The 19,220-nt window shown below is 58.4% G+C and carries 16 protein-coding genes; 3 read left to right on the top strand and 13 right to left on the bottom strand.

The features are described 5' to 3' along the window. Window positions 1–66: 66 nt before the first annotated feature. The 12 genes from ftsA to mraZ all read right to left on the bottom strand — a co-directional run bounded on the left by ftsA (window position 67) and on the right by mraZ (window position 14,870). Window positions 67–1,446 (bottom strand): cell division protein FtsA, encoded by a 1,380-nt coding sequence (gene ftsA, locus ASU33_RS03370; RefSeq protein ID WP_059068100.1) that lies wholly within the window; start codon window positions 1,444–1,446, stop codon window positions 67–69. A gap of 83 nt (window positions 1,447–1,529) precedes the next feature. Continuing rightward, window positions 1,530–2,237, bottom strand: a complete 708-nt coding sequence (locus tag ASU33_RS03365; RefSeq protein WP_286130398.1) for a cell division protein FtsQ/DivIB — start codon at window positions 2,235–2,237, stop codon at window positions 1,530–1,532. A gap of 40 nt (window positions 2,238–2,277) precedes the next feature. Continuing rightward, on the bottom strand, window positions 2,278–3,723 hold the full coding sequence (gene murC, locus ASU33_RS03360) for a UDP-N-acetylmuramate--L-alanine ligase (protein WP_059068098.1): 1,446 nt from the start codon (window positions 3,721–3,723) through the stop codon (window positions 2,278–2,280). Further along, window positions 3,720–4,874 carry an undecaprenyldiphospho-muramoylpentapeptide beta-N-acetylglucosaminyltransferase gene (murG, locus tag ASU33_RS03355; protein WP_059068096.1) on the bottom strand — a complete coding sequence of 385 codons (1,155 nt, stop codon included), beginning with the start codon at window positions 4,872–4,874 and terminating at the stop codon, window positions 3,720–3,722. The genes murC and murG overlap by 4 nt, the downstream gene beginning before the upstream one ends. 53 nt (window positions 4,875–4,927) lie before the next feature. Next, window positions 4,928–6,109, bottom strand: a complete 1,182-nt coding sequence (locus ASU33_RS03350) for an FtsW/RodA/SpoVE family cell cycle protein (RefSeq protein WP_059068093.1) — start codon at window positions 6,107–6,109, stop codon at window positions 4,928–4,930. 70 nt (window positions 6,110–6,179) lie between these two features. Next, window positions 6,180–7,565: a UDP-N-acetylmuramoyl-L-alanine--D-glutamate ligase gene (gene murD, locus ASU33_RS03345; RefSeq protein ID WP_059068092.1), complete on the bottom strand. Its 1,386-nt coding sequence runs from the start codon at window positions 7,563–7,565 to the stop codon at window positions 6,180–6,182. 4 nt (window positions 7,566–7,569) lie between these two features. After that, window positions 7,570–8,790: a phospho-N-acetylmuramoyl-pentapeptide-transferase gene (gene mraY, locus ASU33_RS03340; protein ID WP_059068369.1), complete on the bottom strand. Its 1,221-nt coding sequence runs from the start codon at window positions 8,788–8,790 to the stop codon at window positions 7,570–7,572. 155 nt (window positions 8,791–8,945) lie between these two features. Beyond that, window positions 8,946–10,436 carry a UDP-N-acetylmuramoyl-L-alanyl-D-glutamate--2,6-diaminopimelate ligase gene (locus tag ASU33_RS03335; RefSeq protein WP_078062833.1) on the bottom strand — a complete coding sequence of 497 codons (1,491 nt, stop codon included), beginning with the start codon at window positions 10,434–10,436 and terminating at the stop codon, window positions 8,946–8,948. A 58-nt stretch (window positions 10,437–10,494) separates the two neighbouring features. After that, window positions 10,495–12,795, bottom strand: a complete 2,301-nt coding sequence (locus ASU33_RS03330; protein ID WP_078062832.1) for a penicillin-binding protein — start codon at window positions 12,793–12,795, stop codon at window positions 10,495–10,497. Window positions 12,796–12,804: 9 nt separating this feature from the next. After that, the gene (locus ASU33_RS21740) at window positions 12,805–13,431 is read right to left on the bottom strand and encodes an FtsL-like putative cell division protein (RefSeq protein ID WP_286130397.1); all 627 of its coding nucleotides are present in this window, start codon (window positions 13,429–13,431) and stop codon (window positions 12,805–12,807) included. Between the two features lie 6 nt (window positions 13,432–13,437). Then, window positions 13,438–14,394, bottom strand: coding sequence for a 16S rRNA (cytosine(1402)-N(4))-methyltransferase RsmH (gene rsmH, locus ASU33_RS03320; RefSeq protein ID WP_059068088.1), 957 nt, complete (start codon window positions 14,392–14,394; stop codon window positions 13,438–13,440). A 2-nt stretch (window positions 14,395–14,396) separates the two neighbouring features. Continuing rightward, window positions 14,397–14,870, bottom strand: a complete 474-nt coding sequence (mraZ, locus tag ASU33_RS03315; protein ID WP_059068086.1) for a division/cell wall cluster transcriptional repressor MraZ — start codon at window positions 14,868–14,870, stop codon at window positions 14,397–14,399. Window positions 14,871–15,188: 318 nt separating this feature from the next. Here mraZ and ASU33_RS03310 point away from each other — a divergent pair, with 318 nt between their 5' ends. The 3 genes from ASU33_RS03310 (at window position 15,189) to ASU33_RS03300 (ending at window position 18,536) form a co-directional block, all read left to right on the top strand. Continuing rightward, entirely contained in the window at window positions 15,189–15,650 is a 462-nt protein-coding gene (locus tag ASU33_RS03310; protein WP_059068083.1) for an HYC_CC_PP family protein, read from the top strand. Between the two features lie 101 nt (window positions 15,651–15,751). Further along, the gene (locus ASU33_RS03305; protein ID WP_059068081.1) at window positions 15,752–18,100 is read left to right on the top strand and encodes a TonB-dependent receptor; all 2,349 of its coding nucleotides are present in this window, start codon (window positions 15,752–15,754) and stop codon (window positions 18,098–18,100) included. 52 nt (window positions 18,101–18,152) lie between these two features. Then, a complete protein-coding gene (locus tag ASU33_RS03300) occupies window positions 18,153–18,536 on the top strand; it encodes a heavy-metal-associated domain-containing protein (protein WP_059068078.1) in 384 nt (127 codons plus the stop codon). A 73-nt stretch (window positions 18,537–18,609) separates the two neighbouring features. Here ASU33_RS03300 and ASU33_RS03295 read toward each other — a convergent pair whose 3' ends face one another. Next, window positions 18,610–19,179, bottom strand: a complete 570-nt coding sequence (locus ASU33_RS03295) for a hypothetical protein (protein WP_059068076.1) — start codon at window positions 19,177–19,179, stop codon at window positions 18,610–18,612. Window positions 19,180–19,220: the final 41 nt, after the last annotated feature.

The following is a 19,220-nucleotide window of genomic DNA, read 5'->3' as shown; positions in this document are numbered from 1 at the left end:
GAACTCGGCAGCTACCGCAAGCTCGCTTCTACTTTGCTCATTGTCAATTGATCATTGTTCACTGACTTAGTACTGTTTGTCGTCAAAATCGTCAATCAGCAGACCTTTTGTCTTGGTCAGAATGTCGCGGAAGAAACCAGCGGCCTTGCTTGGCTGCTTGGGTTGCTCCGGCTGCTTGGCCTGCGGCTGAGGCTGGCCCGCTTGGGCTGCCGGCGTGGTGTTCTGCCGAACCGGAGCCTCGTGGGGGCGCGTCATGGTGTACTCGTCGTACTGCTGGCGCGAGCCCCGCTCATCGAGGGAGCGGTAGCCAGACAATACCAAGCCAACGGTGGTAGCGTACATCGGCGACTTCACCGCCTCGATGCGCGACTTGCCAAGGTGCTCGTTGGGATATCCAATGCGGGTATCCATGCCGGTGATGTACTCCGTCAGCTGCACCAGATTTTGCAACTGCGAGCCGCCACCCGTCAGCACAATACCAGCAGCCAAGCTCTTCTCGTAGCCCGTGCGTTGGATTTCGGCATACACCAGCTCCAGAATCTCCTCCATACGAGCCTCGATGATGTAGGCCAGGTTCTTCAGGCTGATTTCCTTTGGTGCACGGTCGCGCAGGCCCGGAATGCTCACAATTTCGTATTCCGAGGCTTCTTCGGCAATGGCTTTGCCGAACTTCACCTTCAGCTGCTCGGCCTGATTTTGCATTACCAAGCAGCCTTGCTTGATGTCGGAGGTGATGATGTTGCCCCCAAACGGCAGCACGGCCGCGTGGCGGATAATACCGTCCTTGAAGATGGCCAGGTCGGTAGTACCACCGCCAATATCGATCAGGGCCACGCCAGCCTCCTTCTCTTCATCCGACAGCACCGACATCGACGATGCCAGCGGCTCCAGAATCAGATTATCGATTTCGAGACCAGCCTTGGTAACGCACTTGTTAATGTTGTTGATGGCCGTGCTCTGGGCTGTGATGATGTGGAAGTTGCCTTCCAAACGCACACCCGACATTCCTACCGGATCCATGATATTCTCCTCGTAATCCACCTTGTAATCTTGGGGCATTACGTGAATAATCTCCGAGCCGGGAGGCGTCACCAAACGATACATATCGTTGGTAAGGCGCATCACGTCTTCCTGCGTAATCTCGCTATCAGCCGAGGCACGCGTAATAGAGCCGTTGTGTTGCAGCGACTTAATGTGCTGGCCAGCAATACCTACATTAACAATTCCGATGTTAATTCCGGATTGTTCTTCGGCCTGCCGAATTGCACGTTTAATTGCGTCAACAGTTTTATCAATATTCGAAACAATACCCCGTACCACGCCTTCCGACACGGCTTTACCCATGCCGAGAATTTCGAGTTTACCGAATTCATTTTTTCGGCCCACCAAGGCGCAAATTTTGGTGGTGCCAATGTCGAGGCCTACAACTATTTTATCGTGCTGCATGGAGGTAAAGGCTGGCGGGTAAAGCGGTGTTGAGGGACAGTAGAAAGCAAAATGCCGGAAAATCAGAGAGTTTCAACAGCAAGCTATTCGCAAATTATTTGGTTCTGAAATTCCACATTAACCCGGTGGTACGTATCCCATCCTAAAGCTGGCGGAATTTGGCGGTAAAATACCATGAGTTTCGCGAATTTTTCCGAAATATTCTCAGGATATCCAAATTCTACGCGCTGGTCGCCGACTTGCTGCGTGAAAACCAGCTTGCCATTTGGCGACACAAATACTTCGGCCACCTGAGCACGCCAAAACGGATGCTCATCGACGTAGCGAAGGAACTCGAGGTAACGGTATCCGGTAGAATCCTGAAAGAACTGGGCATTTAGCGGGGCACCTCCTACGCGGGCAATAGGCACCACACGGGCCGAGTAAAGCGCCGACAACGGCAAGGTTTGGCCATCGGCATCCACGTACAGGTCTTTGTCGGAATCGGGGTGCACCAAGCGGGCAATCGGACGATTTTGCCGCACATCGGCGTGGAGGTTGCCGCCTAGGTCGCGGTACACTTGGGCATCCTTCACAAACGGATGGGTTTTCAGACGGCCTTCTAGCGCACGCAGATCGAGATTCTGCGGCTCGGCGCCTTCTAGCTGCTGATTACCGTTGCGCGTGAGCAGTGCCGTCACTTGCTGTTCGCTTATGAAGAAATTATTGAACTCGTTGCCGATTGTAACGATGACGGAGCCCACTGGTCGGTTTGACTGCCGCACCGACGCAAACACCGTTAAAGCCGTCATTAGCAGAAGACTACCAATAACGAAAAGTACATTTTTTGCCTTACGCTTCAGCGCCATACCACTTTTTCTTCAGAATTTTTTTCAATTCCGGGACAAGCTGGTCGATGTCGCCCGCGCCAATGGTAGCCAGCACCTCAAAATCGTCGTCGCCGTAGGCGCTTTCTACTTGCAGCAGGCGTTCCTTCGACAGCAGCGCTTTGCGGGCGGTCGTGAGCTTTTCGAAGATGATATCGGACTCGACGCCTTCGATGGGCAACTCGCGCGCGGGGTAAATGGGCAGCAGGATAACCTCGTCGGCCAGGCTTAAGCTTTGCGCAAACCCATCGGCAAAGTCGCGGGTGCGGGTATAGAGGTGCGGCTGGAAAACCGCCCGAATGCGCTTGCCCGGATACAGGGCACGCACCGAGCGTAGGAGCGCCTCGATTTCGCGCGGGTGGTGCGCGTAATCGTCGATAAAAGCGTGCTCCTCCCCTTTCGTCAGCACGAACTCGAAGCGGCGATGCACCCCGCGGTAGGCAGCCACAGCTTCGGGCAATTTTCCCCATGGCAAGCCTACCATGCTTGCGGCGGCGGAGGCAGCCAGTAGGTTCTCAACGTTGTGGTAACCAGGCACTGGCAGCTCAAGCCCAGGTACGCTTACATCACCTAGGCCAGGCGCCAGCAAATCGAAGTGAAACTTGTGGCCTTGCGCCTGAATGTGGCCGGTGTGCAGATCAGGGCCTTGCTCGGGCGTGAGGCCGTAGCGCAGCACCCGCACACCGGGCTGCACGGCCGTCGACAGGCTTTGGTCGGCGGTGTGGTTGAGCAACAGCGTGCCCCCGGGTTTTATTTGGCTAACGAACTGCCTAAACGACTCGACTAGAGCCGATTGCTCCCCGTAAATATCGAGGTGGTCAGCGTCGGTGCTCGTTACAATGGCCACATCGGGGTGCAGCGTCAGAAACGAACGGTCGTACTCGTCGGCCTCTACCACCACCGGAACCTCAGGCCCAGCCTGGGCGGGCGGGAGCAGCAAGTTCGAATCAAGGTTAACGGAAATGCCACCTAGGAACGCGCCAGCCGGTACTTGCGCATAGTGCAGCAGATGCGCCACCATGCTGCTAGTGGTGGTTTTGCCGTGTGTACCCGCCACAGCTACCGTGCGACGGCCCTGCGTGAGCAGGCCCAACACCTGGCTTCGCTTCTGAATATTGAAGTTGTTCTCGCGCAGCCATGCCCACTCCTGGTGGTTTTTAGGCATGGCTGGGGTCAGAATCACTAACGTTTTGTCGGGATTCACCCGAACTTCGGTCGGGATGCTCAGCGGATCGTCGTTGTAGTGCACGTGAATGCCCTCGTGCTGCAGTGCCTCGGTGAGCGGCGTACGCGTTTTATCATAGCCCCACACGATGTGGCCGTTGGCCCGGAACCAGCGCGCCAGCGCCGACATGCCGATGCCTCCTATACCTAGGAAATAGACGTAGGGAAACTGAGCTACAGGGTTCATCGGGTTGCGAGGGCGCGTTGGCGGTCGATTAAGATTTCCAGCTCATCGACGATGGTTGTGGTTGCATCGGGACGAGCCAAGGGCTGAATGTTGCGGCGCAACTCGGCTTGCCGGGCGTGGTCGCGCAGCAAATCCAAGGCCACATCGTAGAGCTTTTGCGGGGCCTCGGCATCGGTTACCAGCAAAGCCGCAGAGCGCGAGGACAATGCCTGCGCATTTTTTGTTTGGTGGTCTTCGGCTACGTTCGGCGAAGGCACCAGCACGCATGGCTTCCCCGTAAGGCACAACTCCGAAACCGACAGCGCACCGGCGCGGCTAATAACTACATCGGCGGCGGCGTAGGCCAGGTCCATGCGCTTGATGAACTCCAGCGCATGCAGGCCAGCGGCGGCGAAAGGCGCGGCTTCTTGCTGCGCATTGGGGTAGTACAGCTTGCCCGTTTGCCAGAGTAGCTGCACGCCGGCCTCGCGCAGGCGCGGCAACGCTGCTGCCGTAGCTTGGTTGAGCGTGCGGGCACCTAGGCTGCCGCCTACCACCAGCAGCACCGGCCGCGCGGGGTCGAGCCCGAAGAACTTAAAAGCCTCCTCACGGCTGCCACCGGCTATTTCGCTGCGTACGGGGTTGCCCGTGAGCACCAGCCGATCTTGCGGGAAGAAACGCTCCATGCCTTCGTAGGCCACGCAAATCTTATCAACACGCCGAGCAAGTAGCTTATTCACGAGGCCAGCATAGGAGTTTTGCTCCTGAATTAGTGCCGGAATAGCGCGTGAGGTAGCGGCCAACAGCACCGGTGCCGAGGCGTAACCACCCACACCTACCACGGCATCGGGCCGGAAACGCTCGAGCAGCTTGCCTGCCTTGCGCACCGCCCGAAATACCTTTACCGGGAACAGCAGGTTTTGTGGCGTGAGGCGGCGCTGCAGCCCCGAAATGTCGAGGCCAACAATACGGTAGCCGGCTTCGGGTACGCGCGTCATTTCCATGCGGCCATTGGCGCCCACAAACAGGATGTCGGCATCGGGGCGGCGGAGGCGCAACTCATTGGCAATGGCTACAGCCGGAAAAATATGCCCACCCGTACCCCCACCGCTGATGATGACGCGGCAAGAGGCATTCAGATTGGGCTCGATATGGGCAGCCGAATTTGGCATGGTGTTCTGCGGAAATTAGCCGAGACTGGCAACGGTTTGGGTAAGCGAACCGGTTACGCCATTGCGGTTTGTTTCGGAATGCGGGGCGCGTCTTCGGGCTCCCCGGTCATGGGCCGAAGCTCCCGCTCGCCTCGGCTCACGCTCAAGATAATACCGATGCTAATACCGGTGAAAATAAGCGAAGTACCACCCATACTGAGCATGGGCAGCGGCAAGCCCGTAATCGGACCTAGGCCCACGGCTACGCCCATGTTTACCATGGCCTGCAGCACCAAGCTAAAGCTCAGCCCTGCCGAAAGAAGTCCTCCGAAAGCGCCGTAACTGCGCATTACGGTAATCAGCCCCCGGTACAAAAAAGCCAAGTACAGAAACAAAATCCCGATACCTCCAAGGAAGCCGTACTCTTCGATAATCACGGCGTAGATAAAGTCGGAGTAGGGGTGTGGCAGGATGTTGCGTTCGGTGCTTTGGCCGGGACCTTTGCCGGTGAGGCCGCCCGTAGCAATGGCGATGTAGCTATGCTCGAGCTGAAACGGCACCGGCTTCGACTTATCGGTAAACGACTCGATACGTTTCTGCACCGTGCCCCAGCGCTGGCCAGCCGTAAGCGCCACGCCACCTAGGGATACCACGATTACCACCGTCAGCAGCATGTGCTTCATGGGCACGCGGCCGATAAACATCAGCAGCAAGCAGGTGAAGAACAGCAGTAGGGCCGTAGAGGCGTTCGACAGCACAATGATGCCGCAGATAACCCCCACCCAAATCATTACGGGCAGCAGCGTAGTTTTGAAGTTCTCGATGTACTGCTGCCGGCGCGAAAGCATGCTGGCCAAGTGCGAAATGAGCGCCAGTTTGGCCAAGTCGGAAGGTTGGAACGTTTGGTTGATTACCGGAATAGTAAGCCAACGCGAGGCGTCGTTTACAGTAGTACCGCCGAAGAAATAGGTGAACAAGAGCAACGGCACAGATGCCAGCAGCGCCCACAGCGACAACCGCGAGTAGTGGCGGTAATCGACGAGGTGCGCCACCCAAGCAGAGAATAGCCCCACGAAAATCAAACCTGCGTGTTTGATTAGAAAGTACTCGGTATTACCGCCCATCTTCTTGTAAGCCAACGTACCCGTAGCCGAGTACACCACCAAAATGCTGATGACTGAAAACATCAGCACAATGGCCCACAAGATTGGGTCGCCCTTCAGGTTGCGCTGCAGCCAGTTTTTGATGGGTTCCATGGGTGGTTACGTTTGATTTTGACTAAGTGCGTGGTGCGGAGTCTTGCTTGAATGCCTTCTGTTACAGCTTTTATGCTTTGGCCTCCAACTCAGCTACCGCTTGCGCGAATTGCCGTCCGCGGTCCTCGTAATTCTTAAACAAATCGAACGAAGCGCAGGCCGGCGAAAGCAGCACCACATCACCGGGAGAAGCTAGCTCAGCAGCGCGACGCACGGCTTCCCGAACATCCTGTGTTTCCTCTACCTGCGGCACCACCTCCTCGAACACCTGGCGCAGCTTGGCGTTATCCACACCTAGGCAAATGAGCGTTTTTACTTTGTCGCGGGCTAGCGGCACAAGCGTGCTGTAATCGTTGCCCTTATCGGTACCACCTGCAATCCAAATCAGTGGCGCCTTTACGCCGTCGAGCGCGTACCAAGCCGCCTCCACATTGGTGGCTTTGGAGTCGTTGATGAAACGCGCACCGTTGATTTCGCCCACGGGCTGCAGGCGGTGGTCGGCGTTGTGAAACCTAGGCAGTGCAGTTTCAATCTGCTCTACCGAAACGCCCGCCACGCGCGCGGCCATAATGGCGGCCGCCTGGTTTTGACGGTTGTGCTGGCCAATCAGTGGGGAGCGGGCAATGCTTACTTCCTCGTAGCCCTCTTCCTGCACGTGCGGCAAAGTGAGACGCAGGGTAGTTTCGGAGGTGAAGAAGGCTGCGCAAGGCCGCTCGGAGTGCTGGGCAAGGGTAAACGGCAAATCGTTAGTTTCGACAAACACCGATTGGTATTCCTGTTCGATTATGCGGTCGTCGGCGTTGAAGATGAAATAGCTGCTGCTATCCAAGTTGCGCGTGAGGCGCAGCTTCGATTGGGCGTACTTTTCCAGCGAGTAATCGTAGCGGTCGAGGTGGTCGGGCGTAATGTTCATCAGCACCGCTACGGTAGGCGTGTAGTCGTAGGTGTCGTCGAGCTGAAAAGAGCTTAACTCCAGCACGTACCAATCGAACTCATCCTTGATTACCTGCTCGGCAAACGAATGCCCCACGTTGCCCGCCAGGCCTACTCTGTAGCCAGCCTCTTTTAGCAGGTGGTAGGTAAGCAGCGTGGTAGTGGTTTTGCCGTTGGTGCCCGTAATACCAATGCTTTTGGCTTTGGTGTAACGGCTGGCTAGGTCAATTTCGGAAATGACACTAATGCCTTTTTCGCGCACGGCTTTCATTATCGGCGCTTTCTCCGGTATGCCCGGGCTCTTCACGATTTCCGTAGCCGACAGCACTTCCTCCATGGTGTGCGTGCCTTCCTCAAACCGAATACCAGCTGCCTGCAGCTTTTCGCGGTACTGCGGTTTCAGCGCACCGCCATCCGATACGAACACGTCATAGCCTTTGGCTTGCGCCAGCAGTGCAGCCCCTACCCCGCTCTCGCCCGAACCTAGGACAACCAGCTTTTTACCTTCGCCTGATGTAGCCATTGCGTTAGCGCAGTTTGAGGGTTACCAGCGTGAGCACGGCCAGCATAATGCCGACAATCCAGAAGCGCGACACGATTTTTGACTCGTGGTAGCCCAACTTTTGGTAGTGGTGGTGCAACGGCGACATGCGCAGCAAGCGGCGGCCTTCGCCGTACTTGCGCTTGGTGTATTTGAAGTAGCTCACCTGCACCATCACCGATAAGTTTTCGACTAGGAAGATGCCGCAGAGCACCGGGATGAGCAATTCCTTGCGCACGATAAGGGCCAGCACCGCGATGATTCCGCCAATGGCCAACGAGCCGGTGTCGCCCATAAATACCTGCGCCGGGTACGAGTTGTACCACAAAAAACCCACGCACGCCCCCACGAAAGCCGTACAGAAAATTGTCAGCTCGCCCACGTTCGGAATGAACATGATGTCGAGGTAATCGGCCAGCACGGCGTTACCCGATACGAAGGCGAAGATACCCAGCGTGGTGCCGATAATGGCCGAAGTACCCGCTGCGAGGCCGTCGAGGCCGTCGGTAATGTTGGCGCCGTTTGATACCGCCATGATGATGATTATCACGATGGGTATGTAGAAGAAGGCGTAGTACTCGTTGAAGAAGTCACCGGCCGTTGCAAACAAGTCGCCGTAGTTCAGCTCGTTGTTTTTAGCAAACGGAATAGTGGTAATCATCAGCTTCACGTCCTGGTACACGCGGCTGGCGTCCACGGCCGAAATCTGTCCGTTCGATAGCAGGTACTGGCGCACTGTCACGTCGTGGCTGAAGAACAGCACCCAACCCACCGTGAGACCCAGGCCGAGTTGGCCCAGCAACTTAAAACGACCAGCCAAACCCTCCTTGTCCTTCTTTACTACTTTGATGTAGTCGTCCACGAAGCCGATCAAGCCAAGCCACACCGTGCTCAGGATCATCAGGATAACGTAAATATTATCGAGCTTGGCGAATAGCAGCGTGGGTACCAGAATCGCCAACAGAATGATTAGGCCGCCCATGGTTGGGGTACCCTTTTTTTCCAACTGGCCCTGCAGACCTAGGTCGCGCACGGTTTCGCCGATTTGCTTGCGGCGCAGAATGGCAATAAGCCGTTTGCCGAACAGCTGCGCGATGATGAGCGATGTAACCACTGCCATTGCAGCCCGGAACGAAGTATACTGGAATACACCCGTACCCGGAACGTTGTAATGACGGTGCAAAAAATCGAAGAGGTAGTAGAGCATTAGTGGGGGCTGGAGCGGCAGCCAGTTCAATCGCGGTGAAGCAGCAAAATTTCGGCTTTTTCGGGTGCGGTCAAACGTTGCGTTTGTAGTGATTTTGTGCTAATCGGAGCAGGCTGAAAACCCTACTTTACTAGCTGGTTGCTTCTAATCTGCAATTACAAGCTCAGCAGTTCGTATGCTTCGCGCAGTACTTCGCGGTCGTCGAAAGCGGTGCGCTGGCCTTGTATCTCCTGATAGGTTTCGTGCCCTTTGCCGGCTACCAGCACAATGTCGTTGGGGCGCGCAATGGCGCAAGCAGTCTTGATAGCCTCGCGGCGGTCGGGCACAGTGAGGTACTTGCCCGCGTCGGAGGGCCGTACGCCCGCTTGCATTTGCTTTAGGATTTCGTTCGGGTCTTCGAAACGTGGGTTGTCGGAGGTGAGCACAGCCCGGTCGGACAAGCGACAGGCTAGATCGGCCATTACGGGGCGCTTGGCCGCATCGCGGTTGCCGCCGCAGCCCACCACCGTAATCACCTGCTGGTCGGGCCGACGGATTTCGGCAATGGTGGTCAACACGTTTTCCAGGGCGTCGGGCGTATGGGCGTAATCAACGATGCCTACCACGCGCTTGCGGGGCGATACAATCGGCTCGAAGCGGCCCGGCGCTGAGGTAAGGCCCGAAAGCACCGTCAGGGTTTCTTCGGGGTCTTCGCCCAGCAGCGTAGCTGCACCATACACGGCCAGCAGGTTGTAGGCGTTGAACACCCCAATCAGGCGGAACTGCACTTCGTGGCTGTCTACTTCGAGCAGAAGCCCTTCCACGCTGTTCTCGATCAGGCGGCCGCGCACGGTGGCAAGGCTGCGCATGGAGTAAGTGGCTTTGCTGGCCTTGGTATTCTGCAGCATCACCATGCCGCGCTTGTCGTCGGCGTTGGTGAGGGCGAAGGCCGAAGCGGGCAGCATGTCGAAGAAGCCCTTTTTAGCCTTTATGTAGTTGTCGAAAGTGCCGTGGTAATCGAGGTGGTCGTGGGTGAGGTTGGTGAAAATGCCACCGGCAAAGTGCAGGCCCGTTACGCGGTGCTGCACCACCGAGTGCGAGCTTACCTCCATAAAGGCATGCGTGCACCGAGCCGCTACCATGCGGGCCAGCAACTCATTCAGCCGAATGGCATCGGGCGTGGTGTGCGTAGCGGGGATTACCTCCTCGCCAATCTGGTTTTGCACCGTCGAGAGCATGCCCGCCTTGTAACCACGCGCCGTAAATAGCTTGTGTAGCAGCGTAGCGGTAGTGGTTTTGCCGTTGGTACCCGTTACACCTACCAGCTTCAGCTGCTTCGAAGGATGCCCGTAGAAAGCGGCTGCCATGTAGCCCATGGCCTCGGCGCTGTCTGCTACCCGCACATACGTTACCTGCTCGCTCAACTCGGCCGGCAATTCTTCGCATACCACCACGGCTGCGCCTAGGTCAACTGCCTTGCCGATAAACTGATGACCATCGGCCTGCACGCCGCGCAGCGCAAAAAAGGCTGTACCGGCTGCCGCCTGGCGCGAATCGAGCGTAAGGTTGGCGACGAGCACATCAACCGAACCGTGCTGTTCGAGCACGTTTACGTTGGTGAGTAAATCGCGAAGCTGATGTTGGGGAGCGGAGGTTAGCGGAGTCAAGAGCAGTGGAGCGGCGGGAGGTTCGACGGAGTTAGTTTGGCGCGTTCGAGGCTAGCAATTAGCGGGAGCGCGCAGGCTTTAGGCCAGGGTACAGCGTGCCTTGGCCCTCGGGCCGGGCAATGGGTTGGCCGCTGGCCGAAACCGGTTCGGGTATTACCGTGGGCTCGGGGGCCACGGTAGGCCTAGGTGGCGCATAAGGCAGCACTGGCAAGGCAGCCTTGGCTACCAAGGTCGGGTCTTTGAGTTCCAGGATGATTGTGGCGCCGCGTTGCACCGGAGCACCAGCCGGCAACGATTGCCGGGTAACGCGGCCCGTGCCTATTGTGCGCACACGCAGGCCGCGGTTTTCGAGCATAAAGAGCGCGTCGCGGCGGGTTAGGCCAGCCACATTGGGCACCCGGCCCCGGCGCACCGACATGGGCTGCCATTGCAGTGCCTTAATGCCTTGCTGCGTATCGGCCCGCACCCACTCATCGGCCGAGGAGCCCTCGGCGTGGTTGCTGACACCTAGGCGGCTGCAAACCAATTGCAGGTCTTCTTGCAGGCCCGTATGAGCGGCAGGCACCAAGGCTTTGCGCAGCGGCGCACGGGCCAGCAAGGGGCGCTGGCTGGCTTGGTCGCGGGCCATGGCTTTATCGGCTACTTCGCGGAACACCGGCGCGGCTACGTCGGCACCGTAAATGCGGCCGTTCTTGGGCGAATCGACCACCACAATGCAAGAGTACTTGGGCTTATCGGCCGGGAAGTAGCCGCAGAAGCTCGTGGAATAGGTTTTGGTATAGCGCCCGTTCTTAAACTTCCAAGCCGTGCCGGTTTTGCCGGCAATTTTGTAATCGAGCGTGCGAATGCCGCGGGCCGTACCGTTTTCCACCACGCCTTCCATCATAGCCTTAACTTTAGCTAGCGTAGCATCGGAGCAGATTTTGGGGTTCAGCACCTTGGTTTCGAAGTGCTCCAGTACCTGATCGGCCTGCTTTATCTCGCGCACAATAATGGGCTGCACCTTCACGCCGTTGTTGGCCACGGCGTTGTAGAAAGCCAACGTTTGCAGCGGCGCCAGTTTAAGCTCGTAGCCAATGCTCATCGTAGAGAGCGAGGTACGGCTCCATGAACGGTCCTGGGGGTCTTTGATGTATGGTCGGGCCTCCCCGCTCATTTGAAAACCTAGGGGCTGGTGCAGGCCAAACTTCTTTAGGTAGTCGGTGTACTTGTTGGGCTCGGGGCTGAAGTGGTCGTTCACCAACTTCGCCACGCCAATGTTCGACGACTTCTCGAACACCTGCTGCACCGAAATCTTACCGTAGGGATGCGAGTCAGTTTTCACGGCGCCGGCAATTTTCATCGAGCCCGTGCGGCCGGTGTTTACGGAGTCGTTCAGGTCGAGCTCGGGGTTGTCTTCAAACAGGGCCATCATCGAGGCCAGCTTAAAGGTAGAGCCCGGCTCGGTACGGCCTTGGTCGGCAATGGCGTAATTGTAATCCTCGCGGTACACGCCATCGGCTACTTTCCCTAGGTTGGCCACGGCCTTGATTTCGCCGGTTTTCACCTCCATCAGAATTACCGTACCATACTGCGCGTTGTTATCCATCAGGCTGCGCAGCAGGGCGTTTTCGGCTACGTCCTGCAAGTTGATGTCGATGGTGGTCTTGATGTCGTAACCATCGAGCGGCTTTACCTCGGCCGCGTCGTACACGGGTTTCAGGCCACCGGGTAGGCGCTCGAACAGTGCCTCACCATCCTTGCCGGCCAGTTGCTTGTTGAAAGTGTACTCGAGGCCAGCGCCGTGCTTTTCTTCGTTGATAAAGCCAATGGTGCGCTGCGCCAGGCCGCCAAACGGACGGAAACGCTTATCCACCTTCTCAAAGATTACACCGCCGCGGTTTTTGCCAGCCCGGAAGATGGGCCAGGTCGCCAGCAGCTTCTTTTCCTGAAAGTTGATCTGCCGCGAGTTGAGGCGTACGTAACGGACCCGCGCTTTGGGGTTGTGCGCGTTTTTCAGCTTGCGCAGGTATTCGTCCTTGCTACGGTCGCCGAAAAAGCGCGACAGCAGCAAAGCCAGCGAATCGGCTTTGCGGTTGAACAGCTCGTCGCTTACCACCGAGGGGTCCCAAGCCACCCGGTAGAAGGGCAGCGAGGTAGCCATGATGCTTTCGTTATCGGAGAAAATGTTGCCGCGCGTGGCAAATACTGGCTGGTACACAATGCGGCGCTCCTGCTCCAGGGCACGCCACCGCTCCCCTTCCTGGTACTGAATGCGCTGAATTTTCCAGACGATGGCGCACGAAAACAACAGCACGCCCAAAAAGGCGAGCCGTACTCTTGTAACGATGGATTTCTTAACGCTACCCTGCTTGCTCATGCCTGTGCGCTAGTGTTGCTCTTCTTCGGTGGGCGGAGTGGGTGGCGGGGTCGCCGTGTTGGCAGCGGCCGAGTCGCGCGCGGCGCGGGCAGCCAACGAATCGGCGGTTAGTACCGGCAAGCGGTCGAGTTCGGCTTCGTCGAGGCCACCGGCCGGCACGGTAATGCGGAAGGGCGGCGACGAGCTTTCAACCAAGCCGTAAGCGGCCACTTTGCGCGCCACTTCGCTTTGCTTGCTGGCCTCCATGTAATCCGATTTCAGGGTGGTGTAATCGGCGCGCAGGTCCTCGGTTTCGACCTTCAGCTTCTGAATGCTGCGGTTCATGCGTGTGGCGTAGTGCGTGTTGCCGATGTACACCAAAATCAGGAACATTACGAACAGCATGTGCGGCAAGAAGCGCACGGGCACGCCGTCGCGGAACAGCCCGTCGACGTTTACTACTTTCTCAACTACCGAAAAAATGCTCCACGTCGATTGCCGACGCGGCTCAGGTTCCCGCTCCGGGCGCGTACGCTTGGGTTCGGGCGTGGGCTCCGGCTCGGGCAGCTCCTCGGGCTCGAGCACCGGCGGCACTACCTCGCGCGGCGTGTTTTGCCGCGGTTGGTGCGTAGTCGGACGAATAGTATTAACAGCCACGCCGGATTAGTGCTTAGGTTTGATAACGAAGTCGTTGCGCACGCCCACGCGCAGCTTGGCGCTGCGGGCGCGGTTGTTCAGCTGCAGTTCCTCTTCCGAAGCCGTGACGGGTTTGCGCATGAGCACCTCAAAGGGTTTCTGCGGGTTGCCGAAAAGGTCTTTATCTACCTCCCCGAAGAACTTGCCCGTGCCTAGGTAATTCTTCACCAGCCGGTCTTCGAGCGAGTGGTACGACATGACCACCAGGCGCCCGCCCGGCCGCAGCACTTGGGCGGCTTGCTCCAGCATGGCCTCCAGCACCGTCAGCTCGTTGTTTACTTCGATGCGCAAAGCCTGAAATACCTGCGCCAAGTACTTGTTTTCCTTGCCGCGCGGGGTGCAGCTGGCAATGGCCTTTTTCAGGTCAGCAATGGTTTCGATACCCCGGCCGCCCCGGCTCTGTACCACGGCTTTGGCCAAGGTGCGGGCGTTGGTTACCTCGCCGTACATGCCAAAAATGCGGTGCAGTTCGGCTTCGCCGTATTCGTTTACCACGTCGGCGGCGGTGGGGCCTTCGTCGGGGTTCATGCGCATATCGAGCGGGCCATCGAAACGGGTGCTAAAGCCGCGCTCCGGCGTATCGAACTGATACGACGACACGCCTAGGTCGGCGAGCAGCCCATCGACGGGGGCAGCGCTGCGGCGCTCCAGCTCGGCTTGCAGCTCGCCAAAATTGGCGCGAATGAACGTGAACCGATCGGCCCGTGGGCCCGCGAGCAGGCGCTGGGCCTGGCGCTCGGCGTCGGCATCCTGGTCGAAAGAGTACAAATGGCCTTCCGGACCTAGGCGCTCCAGAATAGCCCACGAGTGCCCGCCACCGCCGAAAGTAACATCGACGTAGCGGCCATTGAGCTGCAGATCGAGGCCATCGAGGCACTCCTGCAGCATCACGGGGCGGTGGTAGGTCGCGTTGGGAGTTTCCATGCTTATGCGGCCAATCCGCCCGCCGGCGGGGTTTCATTGGTAAGAAATTTCTGCGCCAGCTTTGAGAAGCTCTGCTGGTCTTTAATCAGGTACTCGTCGTAGCGGGTAGGGTCCCAGATTTCGCATCGGTTGCCCAGGCCCACAATAATGGCCTCCTTCTCGATGCCGGCATAGCGCAGCATAGTGCGCGGCAAGCCAAAGCGCCCGATGTTGTCGAGCTCCACCTCCGTCATGCCCCGGAAGAAGTTACGCTGAAACTGGCGGTACTCTTCGTTGAACTCGTCGAGGGCCATCACCTTCTCGTGAATCACGCGCCACGCCGACCTAGGGTACAGCACCAGGCACGGCTCAAACCCTCGCACCAGCACCAGTTGGTTGCCCGACTGCTCGGGCAAGTTAGCCTTTACCTTCGCCGGCAACACGAGCCGCCCTTTCGGGTCGAGCTTGCATTCGTATTCGCCGGAGAGCAGGTTCATAGATTAGGTGCAAAAAGAAGCCGTAGCTTTGAAGGTGGGGTAAGCGCACGAGGTCGGTAAGCAAAAGTACGCAAGCCCCTTGAAAAGGCAACCACCATTTACCATTTTCTACCACCGGTAAAAAACCCCATTTAGAGCTAGTCAAGGGCTTTTTTTTAGCATCTGAGCTGCGGTTGGGACAAAAGGTGGTAGCAGCTACAGCTGCTTGCCAAATTGGCAGCCGAGTACCAATAACACCTAGGGCAAGGCCTAAATCATGTACTGCCCAAGCATTAATGTGTACGGCCCAAGCTCGGGCTAACTGCGTATCTTTGTGCTGTGAAGAAACGCTCGTTGTTGCTGCGCCTTACTAGCTTGTGGCTGGCCCTGCTGGTGCTCACCTCGTCGGTGGGTCTCACGGTGCAGCAGCACACCTGCTTTGCTAGTGGCCAAACCCAACGGGCCGTTGTACTGACGCCGCACCACGTGTGCGCCCCCAAAGAAGCGGTAGCAAAGGCTCCCGGCTGCGACAAACCAGCAGCCGTTGCCAAAGCCGCAGTGGAGGACGGCTGCTGCGACTTCAGTGCTCACCACCACAAGGTAGATACCTCGGCATCTTCGGGTCCGCTGCTGAAGGTGGTGGCGCCGGCCTTGCTGGCCGTGCTGCCGCAGCCCGTGTGGGCACCACAGGCGCCGGCAGCAGTCGTAGCGCCCCAGCTTACCTGGCACGCGGCCGATTCATCTCCCCCCCTTCGAACGGGCAGGGCCCTACTGGCCTTCAAGTGCACGCTCAACGTCTAGGTTAGGCTCTTTTTCGGCAATGCTGGCACCGTGCGGTGCTTGCGGGTATGGCCCTGCGCGGCCGTTTACCATCTTTCCCGAAGGCCTAACCTCCTGACTTTATGTTTGCTTTGTTGCGAAGCCGCGCCCTGCGCGTTGTACCCGTGCTAGTGCTGGGTACTGCGCCGGCCGCTTTCGCCCAATCATCTGCCGCGCCGCAACCCGTGCGCGGCGAGGTAACCGACAGCGCCACCCGCGCCGCGTTGCCCGGCGCCATTGTGCGCTGGCTCGGTACCGACCAAGCCACCACCACCGACAACAAAGGCTTGTTCGTGCTGCCCTACTCTACCAAGGCCACCTCAGGCCGCTTGGTAGTAAATGCCCTGGGCTACCGCCCCGACACGGTGCAGGCGGCTGGCTACGTACGCGTGCCCCTCAAAGGCAGCGCCGAGCTGCAGGAAGTGGTAATTACGGAGCGTGCTCCTAGCTATTCCTCGCTCACGCCCACCAACACGCAGGTAATCAGCGCGCAAGACCTAACTAAATCGGCGTGCTGCAACCTGGCCGAAAGCTTCGAGACCAATGCTTCGGTAGAAGTATCGACCACCGACGCGGCATCGGGTGCCAAGCAGATTCAGATGCTAGGCCTAGATGGCTCGTACTCGCTGCTGACGGTAGATAACCTGCCGGCGCTGCGCGGTTTGTCGTCGCCATACCGCCTAAACTACCTAGCCGGCCCTTGGATCGAGAACATCGACATCATCAAGGGCATGGGCTCGGTGGTGAACGGTTACGAATCGATTTCGGGGCAAGTGAACGTGCGGCTGAAGGAGCCCGACGCTACCGACCGCCTGCTGTTCAATGCCTACGTCAACGACTTTGGCAAATTCGACCTGAACCTCAACACCTCGGCTCGCATCAACCCCAAGCTGAGCACCGCGCTGCTGCTGCACGCCGACCACCTAGGCAACCGCATCGACCGCAACAAAGACGGTTTCATGGACTTGCCCTTGGCCACGCAGTACAACGTGATGAACAAGTGGAAGTATAAGTCGGGCAAAGCCATTGTGAGCGAGTTGGGCGTGGGCGCACTGCGCGAAACCCGCCTAGGTGGCCAGGTTGGTTTTCGGGAAGGAGAAGTGGGCAACCCCAACTACGGCATCACGCAGGAAACCAACCGCTACACGGCCTACAACAAAACCTCGTACACCTGGCCTAGCAAGCCCTATCAGAGCCTCGGCCTGCTGCTTTCGGGCACTAGCCACAAGTTCAACTCCACGTTTGGGGGCAGCACCTACGGCTTGCCGTTCGATGTGGTGCTGCAAGAGGGCAACTTGTTCCGCCCGCAGCGCCAGTATGATGGTACGCAGCGCACCGGCTTGGCTACGCTGCTGTTTCAGAGCGCCATTGGCAACACCTCGCACGTGTACCGCCTAGGTGCCAGCTACCTCTACGACGACTACCAGGAGTACCTGCGCACCGGCCCGAACGCGGCCGAAACGCCCGCGCAAACCCGCCAACGCGAACTGCGGGCCCGCACCGAGCGCGTGCCCGGCGCTTTTGCCGAGTACACCTACCAGAACTCGCGTAACCTCACGGTAGTAGCCGGTGCCCGTGCCGATTACCACAACCTGTACGGCTGGTTCCTGACGCCGCGCCTGAACGTAAAATACGACCCCACCACCAGCACCGTGCTGCGTTTGGCCGCTGGCCGCGGCTACCGTGTGGCCAACCCCATTGCCGAAAACTCGGGCATGCTGGTAAGCAGCCGCCCCTTCAGCATTGCCGACAACCTGCAGCCCGAACGGGCCTGGAACGTGGGCGGCTCGTTGTCGCAGTACTTCACGGTGGCTGGGCGGCAGGCAACCTTCGTGGCCGATTACTACTACACAACCTTCCAAAACCAGGTGGTAGCCGACCCGTACTCGCTGCCTTCGATGCTCATCATCGGCAACCTGGCGCCGGGCGGCCGCTCGTTTTCGCGCAGCTTCCAGGCCGAGGTGCAGGTAGAGCCCGTGAAAGGACTGCACGCCAAAGCAGCTTACAAGTGGCTTGATGTGAAAACCAACTACGGCAACCGCTTATTGCCCAAGCCGCTTACGCCGCAGCACCGCTTGTTTGCCAACGTGGGCTACGCCAGCGCCTACGACAAGTGGCGCGCCGACCTCACGGCTCAATGGTACGGCAAGCGACCCTACGCGCCCGGCTTAGCGCACCAGCACGATGGCGGGAGCGCCGCCGGTCCGGTGCTACGCTACTCGCCGCGCTTTGCCACGCTAAATGCGCAGCTTACCCGCGCCTTCAAGCGCTTCGATGTGTATGCCGGCGTCGAGAACCTGACCAACTACCGCCAGCGCAACCCCATCGATGCCGCCGCTCAACCTTTCGGCCCCATGTTTGATGCTGCCATGAACTGGGGTCCTATTTACGGGCGTTTGACTTACCTAGGCATGCGCTTCCGCCTCGAGTAGCGCTACTCGAATACCATTGAAACTTCTCTCCTCCTCTCTTCCTTCTCTGATCATGAAAACCCTCCGCGCACTTTCCTTTGGCCTGCTGGCCCTAGTTGGCACCAAGTTTTCGCAAGCCCAGGACACCAAGCCCAAGGCCAAGCAAAAAGCCGGCACCGAGCAGGTGAACATCAAAACCTCGGCCGTGTGCGATATGTGCAAGGCCCGCCTCGAAAAGGCCTTGGCCTACGAAAAAGGTGTGCAAGCTGCCGTGCTCAACGTGCCCACGCAAATGCTTACGGTTACCTACCGCACCGATAAAACCAACGCCGATGCGTTGCGCTCGGCCGTAGTGGCAACCGGCTACGACGCCGACACGAAAACCGCCAATGCCAAGGCGTACGAGCGCCTGCCCGAGTGCTGCAAAAAAACCAACAGCGTGCATACCACCGAGTAAGCTCAGCACGCAGTAACAGCCCACAAAAAAGGCGGCCTAGGTACCTAGGCCGCCTTTTTTGTGGGCAGCGGGCCTAGGCGGCAAGTGGCGGGTTGGAGTGGGTCAGCTCCTCCACATCGAAGGTTAGCAGCAAGCGCAGGGGCAACGGTTTGCTCAGGCGCCGGCGGTGTGTTCCCGAAAGCTCCACGGTAAACCAATCGGCGCGGAGGTAATCGAGGAGGTTGATGTGGCCTTGCACCTGCATGTCAATCCAATCGGGGTGCACTTGCCGCTCGCCGAAAGAGGCAATGTGCGCTTTGCGGTCGTGAGCGGTTACAAAGCAATGACCGCTGGAAAGCGCGTTCAGCGTAGGCCCGCGGTGCGGGCCGGTACAAGGCGCTTCGGGCAACAGCTCGAGACTGGCGCTACGCAGGCTCACGGCTACCACGTTGGGCGAGGTAAGCGCGGCTAAACAATCAAGGTTGGAGGGTAGGGTTATTTCAGAGACAAACAGTAAGTCCAGAGCTGGATCGATACGCAACTTGATGGATCGGGCGCTTACGCCCGTTCGCATGCTACGCGCACGATCGTGGCGCGGAATGGTAAAGGCCACTCCCAGCACAAGGGGCTGGGCCAGCGGTGTGGCAGCAACAAAACGAGACATAGCAACAGGTGTGAAAGAGAGCAGTAAGCGGCATACAGTAA

The sequence above is a fragment of the Solirubrum puertoriconensis genome, assembly GCF_001483135.1.
Classification (GTDB): Bacteria; Bacteroidota; Bacteroidia; order Cytophagales; family Hymenobacteraceae; genus Solirubrum; species Solirubrum puertoriconensis.
Note: the sequence above shows the minus strand (reverse complement) of the source record. Positions and strands in the feature narration are given on the sequence as shown.

What these genes read in the sequence shown, in the direction of transcription:
- ftsA (WP_059068100.1), bottom strand. Translation starts at nt 1,446, where the DNA reads ATGCAGCACGATAAAATAGTTGTAGGCCTCGACATTGGCACCACCAAA.
- ASU33_RS03350 (WP_059068093.1), bottom strand. Translation starts at nt 6,109, where the DNA reads ATGGAACCCATCAAAAACTGGCTGCAGCGCAACCTGAAGGGCGACCCA.
- rsmH (WP_059068088.1), bottom strand. Translation starts at nt 14,394, where the DNA reads ATGGAAACTCCCAACGCGACCTACCACCGCCCCGTGATGCTGCAGGAG.
- ASU33_RS03305 (WP_059068081.1), top strand. Translation starts at nt 15,752, where the DNA reads ATGTTTGCTTTGTTGCGAAGCCGCGCCCTGCGCGTTGTACCCGTGCTA.
- ASU33_RS03295 (WP_059068076.1), bottom strand. Translation starts at nt 19,179, where the DNA reads ATGTCTCGTTTTGTTGCTGCCACACCGCTGGCCCAGCCCCTTGTGCTG.
- ASU33_RS03365 (WP_286130398.1), bottom strand. Translation starts at nt 2,237, where the DNA reads ATGACGGCTTTAACGGTGTTTGCGTCGGTGCGGCAGTCAAACCGACCA.
- ASU33_RS03330 (WP_078062832.1), bottom strand. Translation starts at nt 12,795, where the DNA reads ATGAGCAAGCAGGGTAGCGTTAAGAAATCCATCGTTACAAGAGTACGG.
- murG (WP_059068096.1), bottom strand. Translation starts at nt 4,874, where the DNA reads ATGCCAAATTCGGCTGCCCATATCGAGCCCAATCTGAATGCCTCTTGC.
- mraY (WP_059068369.1), bottom strand. Translation starts at nt 8,790, where the DNA reads ATGCTCTACTACCTCTTCGATTTTTTGCACCGTCATTACAACGTTCCG.
- ASU33_RS03300 (WP_059068078.1), top strand. Translation starts at nt 18,153, where the DNA reads ATGAAAACCCTCCGCGCACTTTCCTTTGGCCTGCTGGCCCTAGTTGGC.
- mraZ (WP_059068086.1), bottom strand. Translation starts at nt 14,870, where the DNA reads ATGAACCTGCTCTCCGGCGAATACGAATGCAAGCTCGACCCGAAAGGG.
- murD (WP_059068092.1), bottom strand. Translation starts at nt 7,565, where the DNA reads ATGGCTACATCAGGCGAAGGTAAAAAGCTGGTTGTCCTAGGTTCGGGC.
- murC (WP_059068098.1), bottom strand. Translation starts at nt 3,723, where the DNA reads ATGAACCCTGTAGCTCAGTTTCCCTACGTCTATTTCCTAGGTATAGGA.